Annotated in this window: 15 protein-coding genes; 7 read left to right on the plus strand and 8 right to left on the minus strand. The window is 32.1% G+C overall.

What is annotated here, in order from left to right:
• Window positions 1-62: 62 nt before the first annotated feature.
• The 3 genes from LOS86_RS04350 to xerD all read left to right on the plus strand — a co-directional run bounded on the left by LOS86_RS04350 (window position 63) and on the right by xerD (window position 2,201).
• On the plus strand, window positions 63-563 hold the full coding sequence (locus LOS86_RS04350; protein ID WP_231843415.1) for a hypothetical protein: 501 nt from the start codon (window positions 63-65) through the stop codon (window positions 561-563).
• A 29-nt stretch (window positions 564-592) separates the two neighbouring features.
• Window positions 593-1,222: a porin family protein gene (locus LOS86_RS04355; protein WP_231843416.1), complete on the plus strand. Its 630-nt coding sequence runs from the start codon at window positions 593-595 to the stop codon at window positions 1,220-1,222.
• Between the two features lie 79 nt (window positions 1,223-1,301).
• On the plus strand, window positions 1,302-2,201 hold the full coding sequence (xerD, locus tag LOS86_RS04360; RefSeq protein WP_231843417.1) for a site-specific tyrosine recombinase XerD: 900 nt from the start codon (window positions 1,302-1,304) through the stop codon (window positions 2,199-2,201).
• Between the two features lie 173 nt (window positions 2,202-2,374).
• Here xerD and rny read toward each other — a convergent pair whose 3' ends face one another.
• The 3 genes from rny to LOS86_RS04375 form a co-directional block, all read right to left on the minus strand.
• Entirely contained in the window at window positions 2,375-3,937 is a 1,563-nt protein-coding gene (rny, locus tag LOS86_RS04365) for a ribonuclease Y (protein ID WP_231843418.1), read from the minus strand.
• A gap of 211 nt (window positions 3,938-4,148) precedes the next feature.
• A complete protein-coding gene (locus LOS86_RS04370) occupies window positions 4,149-4,442 on the minus strand; it encodes a cell division protein ZapA (RefSeq protein ID WP_231843419.1) in 294 nt (97 codons plus the stop codon).
• A 7-nt stretch (window positions 4,443-4,449) separates the two neighbouring features.
• Complete coding sequence (locus LOS86_RS04375) at window positions 4,450-4,740, minus strand: hypothetical protein (protein WP_231843420.1); 291 nt, start codon at window positions 4,738-4,740, stop codon at window positions 4,450-4,452.
• A gap of 192 nt (window positions 4,741-4,932) precedes the next feature.
• Between LOS86_RS04375 and LOS86_RS04380 the strand changes: the two genes are divergently transcribed.
• Genes LOS86_RS04380 through LOS86_RS04390 form a run of 3 tightly spaced genes read left to right on the plus strand, consistent with a single transcriptional unit; the run spans window position 4,933 to window position 9,850 of the window.
• Window positions 4,933-6,615, plus strand: a complete 1,683-nt coding sequence (locus LOS86_RS04380; RefSeq protein WP_231843421.1) for a M23 family metallopeptidase — start codon at window positions 4,933-4,935, stop codon at window positions 6,613-6,615.
• A gap of 9 nt (window positions 6,616-6,624) precedes the next feature.
• Complete coding sequence (locus tag LOS86_RS04385; protein ID WP_374107584.1) at window positions 6,625-9,093, plus strand: carboxypeptidase-like regulatory domain-containing protein; 2,469 nt, start codon at window positions 6,625-6,627, stop codon at window positions 9,091-9,093.
• A gap of 43 nt (window positions 9,094-9,136) precedes the next feature.
• Window positions 9,137-9,850 (plus strand): hypothetical protein, encoded by a 714-nt coding sequence (locus tag LOS86_RS04390; RefSeq protein ID WP_231843423.1) that lies wholly within the window; start codon window positions 9,137-9,139, stop codon window positions 9,848-9,850.
• Between the two features lie 242 nt (window positions 9,851-10,092).
• Here LOS86_RS04390 and LOS86_RS04395 read toward each other — a convergent pair whose 3' ends face one another.
• The 5 genes from LOS86_RS04395 to LOS86_RS04415 all read right to left on the minus strand — a co-directional run bounded on the left by LOS86_RS04395 (window position 10,093) and on the right by LOS86_RS04415 (window position 16,038).
• Window positions 10,093-10,794: a hypothetical protein gene (locus LOS86_RS04395; RefSeq protein WP_231843424.1), complete on the minus strand. Its 702-nt coding sequence runs from the start codon at window positions 10,792-10,794 to the stop codon at window positions 10,093-10,095.
• A 145-nt stretch (window positions 10,795-10,939) separates the two neighbouring features.
• Window positions 10,940-12,772: an ABC transporter ATP-binding protein gene (locus LOS86_RS04400; RefSeq protein WP_231843425.1), complete on the minus strand. Its 1,833-nt coding sequence runs from the start codon at window positions 12,770-12,772 to the stop codon at window positions 10,940-10,942.
• Window positions 12,773-14,500 carry a phospho-sugar mutase gene (locus LOS86_RS04405; protein WP_231843426.1) on the minus strand — a complete coding sequence of 576 codons (1,728 nt, stop codon included), beginning with the start codon at window positions 14,498-14,500 and terminating at the stop codon, window positions 12,773-12,775.
• A gap of 64 nt (window positions 14,501-14,564) precedes the next feature.
• Window positions 14,565-15,506, minus strand: a complete 942-nt coding sequence (locus LOS86_RS04410; protein WP_231843427.1) for a glycosyltransferase family 2 protein — start codon at window positions 15,504-15,506, stop codon at window positions 14,565-14,567.
• Window positions 15,507-15,510: 4 nt separating this feature from the next.
• On the minus strand, window positions 15,511-16,038 hold the full coding sequence (locus LOS86_RS04415) for a DUF4199 domain-containing protein (RefSeq protein WP_231843428.1): 528 nt from the start codon (window positions 16,036-16,038) through the stop codon (window positions 15,511-15,513).
• A gap of 228 nt (window positions 16,039-16,266) precedes the next feature.
• On the opposite strand from LOS86_RS04415, the gene LOS86_RS04420 reads away from it, so the two are divergent.
• Window positions 16,267-16,518 carry a type B 50S ribosomal protein L31 gene (locus LOS86_RS04420; protein ID WP_231843429.1) on the plus strand — a complete coding sequence of 84 codons (252 nt, stop codon included), beginning with the start codon at window positions 16,267-16,269 and terminating at the stop codon, window positions 16,516-16,518.
• Window positions 16,519-16,526 lie beyond the last annotated feature (8 nt).

Consider the following 16,526-nt stretch of genomic DNA (forward strand, 5'->3'; position numbering starts at 1 on the left):
GTACAACAAAGTCGTTTTTTTCATTCTAAGTTTGTGGTATTAAATTTAATATTTCAGAAATTATGAGAAAAATTACATTTTTAGCCTTTTTAGGAATAATTTTAACGTCTTGTTCAGTTACAAAGTCTGGTACGGCAAAGTCTATGGATGTTGTAGGTCCTGGTGTTATTCATAAACCAGTTGTGGTAGATTTAAATGTTAAACCTGAAAAAGTTGAGGTTACTACTACTTTCAATGGAATTGAGTCTTTAGAAAATGCTAAAAACAATGTAGTAAGGAAATTATTGAAAGAGCAAGATGCAGATGTTTTGGTGGAACCTACTTTTGAAACTGTAACTAAAAATGGTAAAACTGAGCTTACAGTTAAAGGTTGGCCAGCTACCTATAATAATTTTAGACCTATTGAAGAAAAAGATTTAAAATTATTAGAAGTAAAACCTAGTTATTTGCAAAAAGCGGATACATATCAGCCAGTAATTCAAGAGAAAAAGAAAAATACCGGATGGTTAGTAACTTTAGGAGTTGTGTTATTAGGAGGAGCTGTCGCAGCAACTCTTCTTTAAAATGTATTTTATTTAACTATTATATTTTTATGAAAAAAATGATTTTTAGTGCTCTTGCACTAGTAGTATTTGGAGTTTCTCAAGCTCAAGAAATTAAATATGGAGCAAAGGCAGGTTTAAATATCTCTAATGTTTCAGGTGATATTGAAAATAATAAGCCATTGATAGGAGCTCATTTAGGTGCTTTTGTTGAAGTTAAATTAACAGATAAGTTTGCTTTTCAACCAGAGTTATTGTTTTCTATGCAAGGAGTGAAAATTGATTATTCTGAGAGTGCTGTAGATTATTCTTATAGTTACAAAGAGGACAATAAAATTAATTATTTAAACGTGCCATTAATGGCAAAATATTTTGCAACAGAAAAGTTGTTTTTAGAAGCAGGTCCACAAATTGGATTTGTTTTAAGTGCTAAAAGTGATATAGAAGAAACAGAAACTTTTATGGGTATTACGGATTCATTTTCTGGAGATGTAGATATTAAAGATAATTTAAAATCTGTTGATTTTGGTTTAAATTTTGGGTTGGGTTATGAATTTACATCTCAATTTTTTGCATCAGCACGCTACAATGTTGGTTTAACTAATATTAACAACGCAAGTGGTTCAAGTGCAGATTTAAAAAATGGAGTTGTGCAATTCTCTTTTGGATATAAATTTTAATTTATAGTTCATACTTTTGAAATTATCCCGAGCATTGCTCGGGATTTTTTTATTCCTGTAAATTACCTATTTTTGATACATGAGTACTTGGCAATCCTATATAAAAGAATATCAAAATTATCTGCGTTTAGAACGTGGGCTTTCTAAGAATACTATAGAAAATTATTCTTTTGATATCGAAAAGTTGGTTTTGTTTTTAAACCAACACGATATAAAAGTTACGCCAATTACTATAACAGAAGAAACCATTCAGCAATTTATTTATGAAATAGCTTCAAAAGTAAATGCTAGGAGTCAATCGCGAATAATTTCGGGTTTAAAAAGCTTTTTTAATTATTTGGTTTTTGAAGATTATCGAAAAGATACTCCACTAGAATTAATTGAAGTTCCAAAAACAGGTCGAAAACTTCCAGATACATTAGCTACAGAAGAAATTGACGCTTTAATTGCAGCCATAGATTTATCAACTCCTGAAGGTGAACGCAACAGAGCAATGTTAGAAACCCTATACAGTTGTGGTTTGCGTGTATCGGAATTAGTAGGGTTAAAAATTTCCGATTTATTTTTTGAAGAAGGTTTTGTTAAAATCACAGGAAAAGGAAACAAGCAACGATTTGTACCGGTGGGTCAGTCTACCATTAAATATATTACTTCTTATGTGAATTTAATTCGAGTGCATTATCCTGTTCAAAAAGGACATGAAGACACCTTGTTTTTGAATAGGAGAGGAAGACAATTAACACGAGCCATGGTTTTTACTATTATTAAAGATTTAGCGGTAAAAATCAATTTAAATAAAACCATTAGTCCGCATACGTTTCGTCATTCATTCGCAACGCATCTATTAGAAAATGGAGCCGATTTACGTTCGATTCAATTAATGCTCGGTCATGAATCCATTACTACAACCGAAGTGTATATGCATTTGGATAGAAAATTCCTTTCTGAGGTATTGAATAATTATCATCCACGTAAATAGTTGCCAGTCACAGTTGACAGTCGCAATTTTTAGTCACAGTCTCAGTTTGAGGCATAAAAAAAGGGATTTTCAAAAATTGAAAATCCCTTTTTTAGTATTTACTGTCAACTGCGACTGTCAACTGCGACTGTCAACTGCGACTGTCAACTGCGACTGTCAACTGCGACTAAAAATTACTTCGCAATATTAACCGCTCTAGTTTCTCTGATAACCGTGATTTTTACTTGACCTGGGTATGTCATTTCCGTTTGAATTTTTTGAGAAATATCAAATGATAAGTTAGCCGCTGCTTCATCTGATACTTTTTCACTCTCTACAATAACACGTAATTCTCTACCTGCTTGAATAGCATAAGCATTCTTAACTCCATTAAATCCGAAAGCGATATCTTCAAGATCTTTTAAACGTTGGATGTAAGAATCTAAAACTTGTCTTCTTGCTCCAGGGCGTGCTCCAGAAATAGCATCACAAACTTGGATAATTGGAGAAATTAATGACTTCATTTCAATTTCGTCATGGTGAGCTCCAATAGCGTTGCAAACCTCTTCTTTTTCACCATATTTCTCAGCCCATTGCATACCTAAAATAGCGTGAGGTAATTCACTTTCTGTATCTGGCACTTTTCCTATATCGTGTAATAAACCAGCTCTTTTTGCTAATTTAACGTTTAAGCCTAATTCAGCAGCCATGATACCACACAACTTAGCTACTTCTCTAGAGTGTTGTAATAAGTTTTGTCCGTAAGATGAACGGTATTTCATTCTACCTACTACTTTGATTAATTCAGGGTGTAATCCGTGAATACCTAAATCAATTACAGTACGTTTACCTGTTTCAATGATTTCCTCATCGATTTGTTTTGCAGTTTTAGCAACCACTTCTTCAATACGTGCTGGGTGAATACGTCCGTCAGTTACTAATTTGTGTAATGCTAAACGAGCAATTTCTCTTCTCACAGGATCAAAACACGATAAGATGATAGCTTCTGGTGTGTCGTCCACAATGATTTCAACTCCAGTTGCAGCTTCTAAAGCTCTAATGTTACGACCTTCACGACCAATGATTCTACCTTTTACATCATCTGATTCAATGTTAAATACAGAAACACAGTTTTCAACTGCTTCTTCAGTACCAACTCGTTGTATCGTATTGATGATGATTTTCTTAGCTTCTTGTTGTGCTGTCATTTTAGCTTCTTCCACAGTATCTTGGATGAACGACATAGCATTTGTTTTAGCTTCAGCTTTTAAGCTTTCCACCAATTGATTTTTAGCTTCTTCAGCAGATAGACCAGAAATAGCTTCTAATTGCTCCACTTGACTTCTGTGAAGTTTGTCAATTTCTTGTTGTTTCTTGTCTAAATATTCGATTTTATTGTTGTAATCGTTGATTTTAGCTTCCGCTTCATCAGCTGCTTTTTTGGCTCTAGCAAGTTCGTTAGAGATTTGCGATTCTTTATCACGTGTTCTTTTTTCGGCTTCGGCCATTTTTTTATCACGTGCTAAAATCACTTGTTCGTGTTCCGCTTTAAGTTCTAAAAACTTTTCTTTTGCTTGTAAAATTTTATCTTTTTTAGCGGCTTCAGCTTCAGTTTTAGCGTCTTTTAAAATCGAAGCTGCTTCTTTTTTTGCATTCTTAATAAGGTTAGAAACATTGCTTTTTTCTAAAAATTTAGCAATTCCAAAACCTCCTGCAAGACCAACGACAATTCCAATTATTATACCTAGTATATCCATTATGTTTGTTAAAAAAATTATATAAAAAAAGCCTACATTAGGTGTTTGTATAAACTCTGTTATACAAGATTTAAGCTAACCTGCAGTTCAAACTTCCCACTTAAGGGCCTGTTATAGTTGCAAAGATTCACTCGTTTAATTTGTTAGTGTTGAGTTTATCAAATATATACTAATGTAGGCAGTATCTTTATTTATTATGTAAGAACGTATTTTATTTAGAGAGTAACTCGCTCAGTTTTTTATCAAGATTAACTAATCTTTTTAAATTGATTTCATTGTCCTGAGAATTCGATATTTGTTTTTGCTCTACTTGTGCTGCAAATTGTAAAGCGCACATAGCTAAAACATCTTGTTTATCTCTAACGGCATAGCTTTGTTCAAACTGTTTTATCATAGCATCTATTTTTTTTGAAGCACTTCTAAGTCCTTCTTCTTGTGATGGATCCACGGTTAATGGATACACACGATCTGCTATTGAAATTTTAATTTTCAGTTTTTCACTCATTTGCTTTCTAATCTGAAAGTTGTGCTATACAATAATCGATTTCTCGGATTAATGAATTTATTTTGAGTTTTGTTTCTCGTTTATTTTCTTCACTGCCTAGTAATGAATTTACCATTTTTAGAGTATCTACTTGCTTCTTAAGAGCATCAATTTCGTCAAGTTGAACTTGTTGGTTCTTTTTAGAAAGCAACAATTCCGTTTCTAACTCTTGATTTTTTTTCTCAAGCTGAGTTAATTTTTGATTCAACTTAAAAAATTTAACTTCTAGAGAATCAATTAATTCAGATAATCCGTTCATTAATGATAAATTTCATTTCATTATTTCACAAAGTTAGCATTAGTATTCAAAAATAGCAATACTTTTTACTAAATTTTATGAATTAATTTTTATTATTTCTAACTATTTGGAAATTAAATCGTTATTATTAGGTATGGTTTTTGTTTTATTTTGATGAGTTTTTTTATTATTTTAGCAACAAACAGCAGCACGATGAAATTTGTATTAGCCCTACTTTTTTTTCCAATTTTATTTTTTGCACAGCAATATCCAGAAGATTATTTTCAATCTCCGTTAGACATACCTTTAGATCTCTCGGGTTCTTTTGGTGAATTGCGTAGTAATCACTTTCATTCGGGACTTGATTTTAAGACTAAAGGAGTTGAAGGATTGCCTGTTTATGCTGCGGGAGATGGTTATGTTTCACGTATTAAAATTTCAACTTTTGGCTACGGAAAAGCTATTTATATTACGCATCCTAATGGCTATACTTCGGTTTATGGGCATTTACAAAAAGCCAATGGAGCTATTCAAGATTTTATAAAGAAAAAACAATACGAAGAACAATCGTATGAGGTTGAAATTTATTTGTATCCTACAGAATTGCCCGTAAAAAAAGGCGATATAATAGCATTTACAGGTAATACAGGAGGTAGCGGAGCTCCTCATTTGCATTTTGAATTTCGTAATACCAAATCGGAAGAAATTTTGAATCCGTTGCATTTCGGATTTAAAAAAATCATTAAAGACGAAAGAAAACCTATTATTCAAGGTCTTGTTGCCTATCCGTTAGATTCAACAACGGTTAATAATTCGCAATTACCCATCAACATTTCTTTTACAAAACAAACCGATGGCACTTATTTAGGAACAAAAGTTAGGGCTGATGGTAGAATTGCCTTTGGGATTAATGCATATGATTTTTGTACCAATGCCTATAATAAAAACGGATTGTATAAAGTAAAAGCCTACTTAAATGGTGTTTTACAGTACCAATATGGTTTTGATGGATTTGCTTTTGATGAATCGCGTTATATTAATAATTTTATCGATTATGAACGTTTTCATCTCATGGGACAACGGGTTCAAAAGCTTTTTCAATTAACAAATTATCCACTTTCAATAGTAGCAGGAAATAAAAAAGACGGAACCATTCGAGTGCAACCTGCTGCTAATTATTTGTATCGAGTAGAACTGTATGATTTTCATGGTAATAAAGTCGAAATTACTGTGCCTATAGAGTTTGCGCGTCAAGAAGCTAAAATTGAAAAAACGTACCCAAAAACTCCATATTTTATCAAAGCAAAAAACGAATCTATTTTTGAAAAAAATAATGTTTCAGTACAAATTCCTGAAAATGCTTTTTACCATGACTTTTATATAAATTTCGATGTTAACGGCGATATTTTAACCTTGCATGATGATAGTGTTCCTGTGCACAAAAATATAACCATATCGTTTACAAACGTACAAGGTTTAACAGAAGAGCAATTGGCAAAAACATACATTGCAACTTTAGAAGGTTATAAATTAGAATATAACAAAACCTACAGAAAAGGAAATACATTTTCTATAAAAACTAAGACTTTAGGTAAGTTTAAATTGGCTCAAGATAACACACCGCCAAGAATTTATAATGTAAATTTTGTAGAAGGAAAGACTATTAAAGAGCAAAAAACAATTAGTGTTTCTATTTCTGATTTGCATTCAGGAATTGATACCTACAATGCTTACATAAACGGAAAATGGATTTTAATGGAGTATGATTATAAAACAAAAAAGTTGGTACACAATTTAGATGATGCTATTTGCGTTGAAGGTAAAAACGATTTCAAGTTAGTTGTTACTGATAATTTGCAAAATTCTACTACCTTTGAATCTTACTTTTTTAGATAATTAAAACGAATTCTTTTGAAAAATATATTTTTTGTATTCATTATTGGATTAATTTCCTTCTCAGTTTCAGCTCAAAAAGCCCGAGTTAAAGGGGTTATTTTAGACGAATTTAATAATCCAGTAGAAAATGTAACAGTTAAAGTAGGCGATAAAGGAACTGTAACCAATGAAAATGGGTTCTATATTTTAGAAATTGAAGCCAATAAAAAAGTAACCATTACTTTTTCCCATGTTTCATTAAAGAAAGTTACAATTGAACTTAATTTAAAACCTAATGAAGATTTTGAGTTAAATCCGGTGATGAATTCAAAAATTGAAGAATTTGGAGTAGTAACGGTAACTGCTAATAGTAAAAAACGTATCGAAGGAGTTACAACAATTGATCCTGTTGTCATTCGTAAAATGCCAGGCGCTAATCCAGGTATTGAAAATATCATTAAAACACTACCCGGAGTTTATTCTAATAACGAATTAAGTACTTCGTATGCAGTTCGTGGTGGAAATTATGACGAGAACTTGGTTTATGTAAACGAAATCGAAGTTTATCGTCCGTTTTTAATTCGTTCAGGACAACAAGAAGGATTGAGTTTTACCAATACGGATATGGTACAAAATGTAGATTTTTCTGCTGGAGGTTTTCAATCTAAATATGGAGATAAATTATCTTCTGTTTTAGATATTACTTATCGAAACCCAAAGCGTTTTGGTGCAAGTTTAGAAGCAAGTTTTTTAGGTGGAAGCCTTACGGTTGAAGGTGTTTCTAAAAATCAAAAATGGAGCAATATTACAGGGGTTCGTTATCGAGATAATAGTTTGTTAGTGAACAGTCAGGAAACGGAAACCAATTTTAGACCCACATTTTTTGATGTGCAATCGCTCTTGAATTTTAACGCTTCTACCAAGTGGAATTTTAGTTTTTTAGGTAATATTTCGCAAAACAAATACAATTATCAGCCATTAACACGTCAAACTAACTTTGGAACTATCGATGAACCAATTGCTTTGTTAGTGTTTTACGAAGGGCAAGAAAAAGATCAATATTTGACGTTTTTTGGTGCTGGAAAAGCGATTTATCAATACAATGAGAAAAATAAATTGAAGTTTATCCTTTCAGGGTATCATACACAAGAACAAGAATATTATGATATTTTGGCACAATATCGTTTGGGCGAAGTAGATGCTAATATTGGTTCTGAAACTTTTGGTGATGTTGTTTTTACAAGAGGAATAGGTTCGCAATTGAATCACGCACGTAACGATTTAGATGCCTTAATTGTTAATGCTGAAGTAAAAGGTTTTCACGATATCAATGAAAAATCGCAAATAGAATGGGGTGCTAAATTTACGAAAGAAGATATTCGTGATAGAATTGTAGAATGGGAAGTTGTAGATTCAGCTGGTTTTTCGTTGCCAAATCCAATTTTAGATTACCAAAATGACCAACCTTATAATCCTTATGTGGGACCATTAGCTCCTTATCAAAATGTTAGAGCAACTAATTTCACTAAGATCAATCGATTTTCGGGTTATGCTCAATGGAATTACAAAGGAAAAATAGGAACACATGAATATTGGTTAAATGCCGGTGTTAGAGCGCATCAATGGCAAGTACAAGCGGATGGTAGACCTGATGGCGATAGTCAAATAACGTTCTCACCAAGAGCTCAATTTGCTTTTAAACCTGATTGGAGTAAAGATATGATGTTCCGATTATCAGGAGGTTTGTATCACCAACCCCCATTTTATCGAGAACTTAGAGATTATGAAGGTGTGGTTCAAACCAATGTCAAAGCGCAAAAATCATTTCATTTGGTGTTAAGTAATGATTACAGTTTTAAAATGTGGAATAGACCTTTTAAGTTGATTTCAGAAGCATATTATAAAAACATTACCGATGTGAATACGTACACAATTGATAATGTTCGTATTCGATATAGAGCCAATAATAATGCAGAAGCTTACGCATACGGTTTTGATGCACGTTTGAATGGAGAATTTGTACCAGGAACAGAATCATGGTTTAGTTTCGGATATCTAAAAACAGAAGAAAATCAGGATGGAAAAGGTTTTATTGCACGCCCAACCGATCAAAGATTAAAATTTGGTGTGTTGTTCCAAGATTACATGCCTAATATCCCAAATTTACAATTGTATTTGAACTTAGTGTATAATACTGGTTTACCAGGTGGTTCTCCTGCTTATGCAGATCCATATGCTTATCAATTACGATTAAATGATTATCGAAGAGCTGATGTTGGATTTTCTTATGTCTTTAAAGATGAGAAAATTAAATCTTCAAAACGCTGGTTAAAATCGTTCAACGAATTTTCATTAGGATTGGAAATTTTCAATTTGTTTAACAATCAAAATGCGATTACAAATACTTGGGTTCGAGATGTATATACAAAATCGCAATACGGAATTCCAAACTATATGACGACTCGTGTTTTCAATATCAAATTAGTGGCTCGATTGTAAGCCAATATTAATTTTAGTATATTTGACTATAAAATTCAAACAAATGAAGCGTATTCTTTTTACTTTTAGCTTAATTGCAACATTAATGAGTTGTAAAGAAGAGACGGAAACTCCAAAAGTGATTTACGAAGAAGGAAAAACTAAGGTAGAAGCCGAAGTTAAAGATACGTCATCTATAAAAGTGGCCGATTTACCAATTTTGATGGAAGGAACCAAGTATTTGATTCATCCTATTGGTGATGTTCGGGTGTATGATTCCAATAGTAAAGTGTATGGAAGTAGCAAAACCAATCAGGTAAGTTATGCGATATCTAATTATAACCGATTTGAAATTACAGGTTATTTGGATAATTTGAATTTTCAACACATCGATTCCACTACTGTAAAACCATTAACAGATAAGAAAATCCAAATCCAAACGGCTACTTTTTTAGATGGAATTGCTGCTAAAACGAAAAAGCAAATCATGGTATATACTTTAGTGGATTCCGATACTAATAAAGATGGAAAAATTAATCAAAATGATATTCGTTCGTTGTATTTGAGCAATATTACTGGTGAAAAATTTACCAAACTATCAGAAGAATTCAAAGAGTTAATTGATTGGAATGTAATCGAAGCTCAAAATCGTTTGTACTTTAGATGTATTGAAGATATCAACAAAAACGGTGCTTTTGATAAAAATGATAAAGTACATTATCACTTCGTAAACTTGTTAGCGGATGAGTGGAAAGTAGAAGTGTATACACCGAATTAATATAAATGTCATCCCTACGGGATTTTAGTTACTGCAGATACCTTTTTACCAATATTACATACCTAACGGCATTTTTAAATTCCAAAGTAAATTTGCATTTGTTTTAAGTTCCGATAGGAACGATATTTTGGTAACAATAAAGTAAAATAGAAATAAAGTCCCATAGGGACGACATTAAAATAATGAAAGAAAATCCGACTTAATCCGCGATGTAATGCATCCGTTTCATCCGCATTCCAACTCTAAATCAAAATATCGCTCTCTAAATCCGATTTTTCAATTTCAAAATCAAAACCTAATTTCGAAACCAACTCGATTACCAATTTTTTATACCAGTTTTCGCTTTTTGGATGAATGTAGATTTTTTCGATTAATTGGTTCAAATTAACATCGACTTTTAAGCCGTTATCGATTTTTATACCATTAGCTGAAACGTCAGAAATAATTCGAATTTCTCTTTCGTATTGAAAACTTTTACGCTTAAACAAAAAGGGGAAAAACGTATCTTCAAACGGAATAAACTCTTTTTTGTAATCGATATAATTTACAGCACCGATATATTGTTCGGTTTGTCTTTCAGGTTGTAAGGCTTCTTTTAGTCTGCCAATTGTAGTTTGAATGGCTAAACCTTCAGTATTTTGAGTGAAAATTTGCCACATTGCAAACGATTCGTATTCGTTAATGTGCCAACTGCTAATCACTACTTTTTCGCGATGTGATTTATAGTAATCCAAAAACTTCGGATTATTAGCGGCAATTTTTTTGATTTCTTCAAAAGTAGGTTCCGAAAAGGTGCCTTCGTATTGATCTTCAAACTTATCTGAACGCGACATAAACAACTGTTGCGAAAACAGCATGTCTAAAAACTTAGACAAGTCCAAATACTTCCAAACAATGGTGTCATTGTCATCAGGTAAGGTAATATTGGGATGGTTTACGTACATAATTTTTCAAGTTCAAAAATCAAATTCAATTTCAAAATTCAAGCTTTGGAACACAGATTTAAGAAATTTACATAATCTAAAAAATCTTAAAATGAGATTAATTTATTTTGCTAAACTCCTAACTTCCATCTCCCAACTCATCCTTTTATTCAAAACTTTGCATCATTACCAACTTCGAATACGTCCCGTTTAAAGCCAATAATTCGTCATGCGTTCCTTGTTCAACGATTTCGCCTTTTTGCATTACAACAATTTTATCAGCTTTTTGAATCGTAGATAATCGGTGCGCAATTACTATTGATGTTCGGTTTTGCATCATATTTTCTAACGCTACTTGAACGAATTTTTCACTTTCCGTATCTAAAGCAGAAGTTGCTTCATCCAAAATCATGATGGGTGGATTTTTCAAAACGGCTCTCGCAATTGATAAGCGTTGTTTTTGTCCTCCTGAAAGTTTTCCACCAGCATCACCAATATTGGTTTCAATTCCGTAAGGTAGATCTTTTACAAATTCATAAGCGTTAGCAACTTTTAAAGCGGCAATAATATCTTCATCCGTTGCATCTTCTTTTCCTAAACGAATATTATTTTTAATCGTATCGTTAAATAAAATCGAATCTTGAGTTACTAATCCCATTAAATCACGAAGTGATTCTAACTTCATATCTTTGATATCGATTCCGTCAATTTTTACGGTTCCTTCTTGCACGTCATAAAAACGAGTCAATAAATTCGCAATCGTACTTTTTCCAGAACCAGATTGCCCAACTAATGCCACTGTTTTACCTTTCGGAATTTCCAAAGAGAAGTTTTTTAGAACATTTTCTTCAGCATATCCGAAGTTAATGTTTTCAATGCTGATTTTCTCTGTGAAAGTCTCTTTTACGATTGCATTTTCTTTATTGGTAATCGTATTTTCTACTTCTAAAACTTCAAACACACGTTCGGCAGCCGCTAAACCATTCTTAACTTGATATGAAGCTTTTGAAATGGCTTTAGCTGGAGTTAAAATATTGTAAGCTAAACCTATATAGGTAATGAAATTGGATCCTTTTAAAGATTCTTCAACTAAAACTAGATTTCCTCCGTAAACCAATAACACACCAATTACTAAGATTCCCATGAATTCACTCATAGGAGAAGCTAAATTGTTTTTCTTACCTATCGAGATTGTTAATTGGTACAAACGATTGATAGAATCATTAAAAGTTTTAGCAAAATATTTTTCAGCATTGTAACTCTTAACTACTTTTAAACCACCTAAACTTTCTTCAACAATCGAAATTAAATACCCATTTTCTTGTTGGGCTCTAGTTGATTTTGATTTTAAGCTTTTACCAATTTTTGAAATAATAAATCCTGAAACAGGAATAAAAAGAAATACAAAAACGGTTAATTTCCAGCTGATGGATATCATCGCAATTAAAGAAAATAAAATGGTTAATGGCTCTTTAACGATAAGTTCTAAAACCATAAAAAAAGAATTTTGAACTTCGTTTACATCGCCAAGCATTCTAGCCATTACATCACCTTTTCTTTTTTCAGAATAATAGGAAACAGGTAATGAAACAATTTTATTGAACATTTTTTCACGTAAATCACGCAACACTCCGGTTTTAACTTTTGTTAAGTGTTGTAATGCTAAATAATTAGATAAGTTTTTTAATAGAAAAGTTACTAATACTAAGGCTACAGTTAGCATTAATCCATATTGAATTCCATATTCAGTTGAATATTCGTTTACATAATAGGCAATATATTCTTGCCAATTGCTTAATGCATTAAATATTCCTTCGTATTTAGGCAGTTCAACTTTAGCTGTTTTTCTTTCGTCAAATAAAACCGAAAGTACTGGCATTATAAAGACCATTCCTAATGTTCCAAATAGAGCATACAAAATATTGAAGGATATGTTACCCGCCACATTATACTTGTACTTTTTTGCAAAAGGAATAAGTTTTTTAAAATTTTCGTCCATTTAGTTTAATTTCATTGCCGAAATAATGCCAGCAATTTTGTTGTCTAATTCTTTTTCTACTGTTTCAGCGTTTTCAATCGCGTCTAAAACTCCATTTACGCTGAAATAGAATTTAATTTTAGGTTCGGTTCCACTTGGTCTTGCACAAATTTTGCTTCCGTCTTCCAAATAGTAAATTAATACATTGGATTTTGGAATTAAAATGTCAAATTCTTCATTATTCATGTAGTCTTTTCCTTTAGAAGCTTGATAGTCTTCGATGCAAATTACACGTTGACCGTTGATTTCTTTCAATGGGTTTTCGCGTAAATCAATCATCATTTGCTTGATTTCGTTTGCTCCTTCAATTCCTTTTTTGGTAATCGAAATTAAATGCTCTTTATAGAAACCAAAATCAATATATAAATTTAATAATTCCTGATATAACGAACTTCCTGAAGCCTTTGCTTGTGCTGCAATTTCACTCACCAATAAGATAGCAGCAACCGCGTCTTTATCACGAACGGCATCGCCCACCATAAAACCAAAACTTTCTTCACCACCTCCAATAAATTTCTGATTAGGGAAATCTTTAATGAATTTTGCAATCCATTTGAAACCTGTTAATCCTACTTTACATTCTACATCATAAGCGGCTGCTAATTCCAACATCATTGGAGTAGAAACAATAGTCGAACCAATGAATTCATTTCCTTGGAATTTATTGGCGCGTTTCCACTGTTCTAATAAGAAAGCGGTCATGATAACCATGGTTTGGTTTCCGTTCAATAATTTGATTTTTCCATCTAAATCACGAACCGCAACACCTAATCGATCAGAATCAGGATCGGTTCCCACTACCATATCGGCACCAATTTTTTCAGCCAATGCAATTGCCATCGACAACGCTTCTGGTTCTTCTGGATTTGGAGAAACTACGGTTGGGAAATCTCCATTTGGTTCCGCTTGATCTGGAACAATATTTACATCGGTATAACCCGCTTTTGCTAAAACGTTTGGAATTGCTTTAATCGAAGTCCCGTGTAATGAAGTATAAACGATTTTTAAATTCGCTTTAGCTTCTGTTGGTGTATTAAAACTTGCATTTTCAACCGTAGATTTTGCGAAAGCTTCGTCTACTTCAGCATCGATATATTCAATTAAATCGTTATTCGCTTCGAATTTGATATCGCTGTATTTTAAATCTTCGATTACTTTGATAATTTCAGCATCTTGTGGTGGTACTAATTGGCCACCATCTTGCCAATATACTTTATAACCGTTGTATTCTGGTGGATTATGAGATGCAGTTAAAACAATTCCTGCATGACAATTTAAGTAACGAACTGCAAATGATAATTCGGGAGTTGGACGCATATCCGAAAACAAATACACTTTAATTCCGTTAGCCGAAAAAACATCAGCTACAACTTTAGCTAATGTATTACTATTGTGACGGCAATCGTAAGCAATAGCTACTTTTAACTGTTCGTTTGGAAACGATTTGTGTAAATAATCCGATAAACCTTGCGTATTTTTACCTAATGTATATTTGTTGATACGATTAGTTCCAACGCCCATAACGCCACGCATTCCACCCGTTCCAAACTCTAAATTTTTATAGAAACTTTCTTCTAATTCTTTTGGAGCAGAAGTCATCATTTCTTTTATTGCGTCTTGAGTTGCTTCGTCAAATGTTGGGGTTAACCACTCGTTTACTTTGTTTAAAATACTTTGTTCGATATGCATTTTTAATCTTGATAATGATATTTATTTTGAAACTAAACTTGAGGTCACAATTTGTGACCTTAAATTATAATACTTCTGAAATCTTATAGCGTTCTTCGTTGTTTTTGGTTCTTAAGATTATTTCACCTAAAAATCCGGCTAAGAATAGTTGTGTTCCAATTAACATTGCGGTTAATGCCAAATAAAATTGCGGTCTTTCAGTAATTAATCTTCCAGTTGTGTTGATAAATAATTTATCGATTCCTAAGTAGAACGCAAATAAAAATCCAATCACAAACATAATAGAACCTAATAAACCAAAAAGGTGCATGGGTCGTTTTCCGAAAGTGGATAAAAACCAAATCGTAATTAAATCTAAAAATCCATTGATAAAACGGCTCATTCCAAATTTAGAACTTCCGTATTTTCTAGCTTGATGAATCACGACTTTTTCACCGATTTTTCCAAATCCAGCATTTTTTGCTAAAACCGGAATGTAACGGTGCATTTCACCTGAAACTTCGATGTTTTTGATGACAATATTTTTATAAGCTTTTAATCCACAGTTGAAATCATTCAATTTGACTCCCGAAGTTTTTCGAGCGGCCCAATTGAACAATTTAGAAGGAATGTTTTTTGCTACAACTGAATCGTAACGTTTTTTCTTCCAACCTGAAATCAAATCATAATTATCTTCAGAAATTAAACGAAATAATTCTGGAATTTCATCTGGACTGTCTTGTAAATCGGCATCCATAGTAATTACTACATCACCTTGTGCTTTAGCAAAACCGGCATGTAAAGCTTGCGATTTTCCGTAATTTCTTAGAAAACGAATTCCTTTTACATTTTGATTCTCTTTCGATAAATTAGAGATAACTTCCCAAGAAGCATCAGTGCTACCGTCATCAATAAAAAGGATTTCGTAAGAGTAGTTATGCGCTTGCATTACTTTTACAATCCAATTGTGTAATTCAGGCAACGATTCTTGTTCGTTTAATAATGGGATAACTATGGATAAGTTCATTTACTTAAAATACAGGTTTGTTTTTTTTGAAAATTGCGGCAAGGATTAACCCAAAAATAATTGATCCTAATAATGATTTTAGTATTCCATAAAGTAGACCAGTTGTAGAAAATTGTGGATTTTCTTTCATACCTTCAACTACTTTCTTTATTTCAGAAGAAGGAACATTCCATTTTTGAAGATTTTCTACTTGGAACGTAATTAAAGCATCATGTATTAAATCTCTTGTTTCTGTATCAATAACATTAAATAAAACAATTGAAAAAGTAGTAGAAATTAATATTCCTATAAGAGCAGCCACAAAATAACCGCTAAAACCTTCTTTAAAAGTCATGAAGCCTCCTAAGTTTTTTCTTAATTCTGATAACTGAAAAATACCAATAGCTAAAAAGCCTAATAAAATTGCTAGTCCTAACCAAATGTTAATGAATAGTTTGTAATCAATAATGTATAATATTAATACGTAAAAAACACTAAATAAGCCACTGATTACTCCAAATTTAATTCCGTTTTTTTTGATAATTTCGTTCATAGTTTGTTTTGGTTTAATTAATTTACAAATATAAGAATTCTAATCGTTGTAAGATTAGAGTTTAAAAATAAAAAAAAGTTACAGAAACATTGGTAAATTAAAAATTAAATGTAATTTTGCACTCTCAAATTAAAAAGTTTATAAACCAAAAGGTTATAAGTTGTTTACACCTTTATAGTTTTAAAGCCGCGAAACAAGTTATAATCGTTTAATAAAAAGATTTACAAAATGAAAAAAGGTATTCACCCAGAAAATTACAGATTAGTAGCTTTCAAAGACATGTCAAACGAGGATGTGTTTATTACAAAATCAACAGTAGAAACTAAAGAAACAATTGTTCACGAAGGAGTTGAATATCCTGTTTATAAAATGGAGATTTCTAGAACGTCACACCCATTCTATACTGGTAAATCTAAACTTATTGATACTGCAGGTCGTATCGATAAATTCAACAGCAAATACGCTAAAAAAGCTAAATAATTTTTCGC

This window comes from Flavobacterium cyclinae (assembly GCF_021172145.1).
GTDB classification, from domain to species: domain Bacteria; phylum Bacteroidota; class Bacteroidia; order Flavobacteriales; family Flavobacteriaceae; genus Flavobacterium; species Flavobacterium cyclinae.

Coding starts and splice junctions, on each gene's coding strand:
- rny (WP_231843418.1), bottom strand. CDS start 3,937: ATGGATATACTAGGTATAATAATTGGAATTGTCGTTGGTCTTGCAGGA.
- LOS86_RS04420 (WP_231843429.1), top strand. CDS start 16,267: ATGAAAAAAGGTATTCACCCAGAAAATTACAGATTAGTAGCTTTCAAA.
- LOS86_RS04415 (WP_231843428.1), bottom strand. CDS start 16,038: ATGAACGAAATTATCAAAAAAAACGGAATTAAATTTGGAGTAATCAGT.
- LOS86_RS04370 (WP_231843419.1), bottom strand. CDS start 4,442: ATGAGTGAAAAACTGAAAATTAAAATTTCAATAGCAGATCGTGTGTAT.
- LOS86_RS04355 (WP_231843416.1), top strand. CDS start 593: ATGAAAAAAATGATTTTTAGTGCTCTTGCACTAGTAGTATTTGGAGTT.
- LOS86_RS04350 (WP_231843415.1), top strand. CDS start 63: ATGAGAAAAATTACATTTTTAGCCTTTTTAGGAATAATTTTAACGTCT.
- LOS86_RS04390 (WP_231843423.1), top strand. CDS start 9,137: ATGAAGCGTATTCTTTTTACTTTTAGCTTAATTGCAACATTAATGAGT.
- LOS86_RS04395 (WP_231843424.1), bottom strand. CDS start 10,794: ATGTACGTAAACCATCCCAATATTACCTTACCTGATGACAATGACACC.
- LOS86_RS04380 (WP_231843421.1), top strand. CDS start 4,933: ATGAAATTTGTATTAGCCCTACTTTTTTTTCCAATTTTATTTTTTGCA.
- LOS86_RS04400 (WP_231843425.1), bottom strand. CDS start 12,772: ATGGACGAAAATTTTAAAAAACTTATTCCTTTTGCAAAAAAGTACAAG.
- LOS86_RS04405 (WP_231843426.1), bottom strand. CDS start 14,500: ATGCATATCGAACAAAGTATTTTAAACAAAGTAAACGAGTGGTTAACC.
- xerD (WP_231843417.1), top strand. CDS start 1,302: ATGAGTACTTGGCAATCCTATATAAAAGAATATCAAAATTATCTGCGT.
- LOS86_RS04375 (WP_231843420.1), bottom strand. CDS start 4,740: ATGAACGGATTATCTGAATTAATTGATTCTCTAGAAGTTAAATTTTTT.
- LOS86_RS04410 (WP_231843427.1), bottom strand. CDS start 15,506: ATGAACTTATCCATAGTTATCCCATTATTAAACGAACAAGAATCGTTG.